The following is a 270-nucleotide window of genomic DNA, read 5'->3' as shown; positions in this document are numbered from 1 at the left end:
CACTAAGCCTTGAGTATTTTGTTTAAGCGTACGGGCAATCATAAAATAGCCTAACCCTGCTACAAACACGCCACCAGCAACGGGGCCAATAACCCAAATATTAGGATGCAGCTTACCTGCCAAATCAAACATTTGCTGCTGTACTATTAACAGTGCTATATCACTGAAAAATGCAGCAACTAGTCCGGCTAAACCGCCCAGTAATAAAAACTCATACAAGGTGGCATTTTTTATTAATCGGCTTTTAGCACCTAACGTACGCAATATTAC

The 270-nt window shown here is 41.1% G+C and carries 1 protein-coding gene; it reads right to left on the bottom strand.

Annotated elements, in window-relative coordinates; all coding sequences use genetic code 11:
• Positions 1–270: hypothetical protein (locus AAEY88_RS13780; RefSeq protein WP_350563290.1), on the bottom strand; the 270-nt coding region annotated here is incomplete at both ends.

Source organism: Psychrobacter sp. CAL346-MNA-CIBAN-0220, assembly GCF_040309805.1.
In the GTDB taxonomy this organism is placed as follows: domain Bacteria; phylum Pseudomonadota; class Gammaproteobacteria; order Pseudomonadales; family Moraxellaceae; genus Psychrobacter.
Note: the sequence above shows the minus strand (reverse complement) of the source record. Positions and strands in the feature narration are given on the sequence as shown.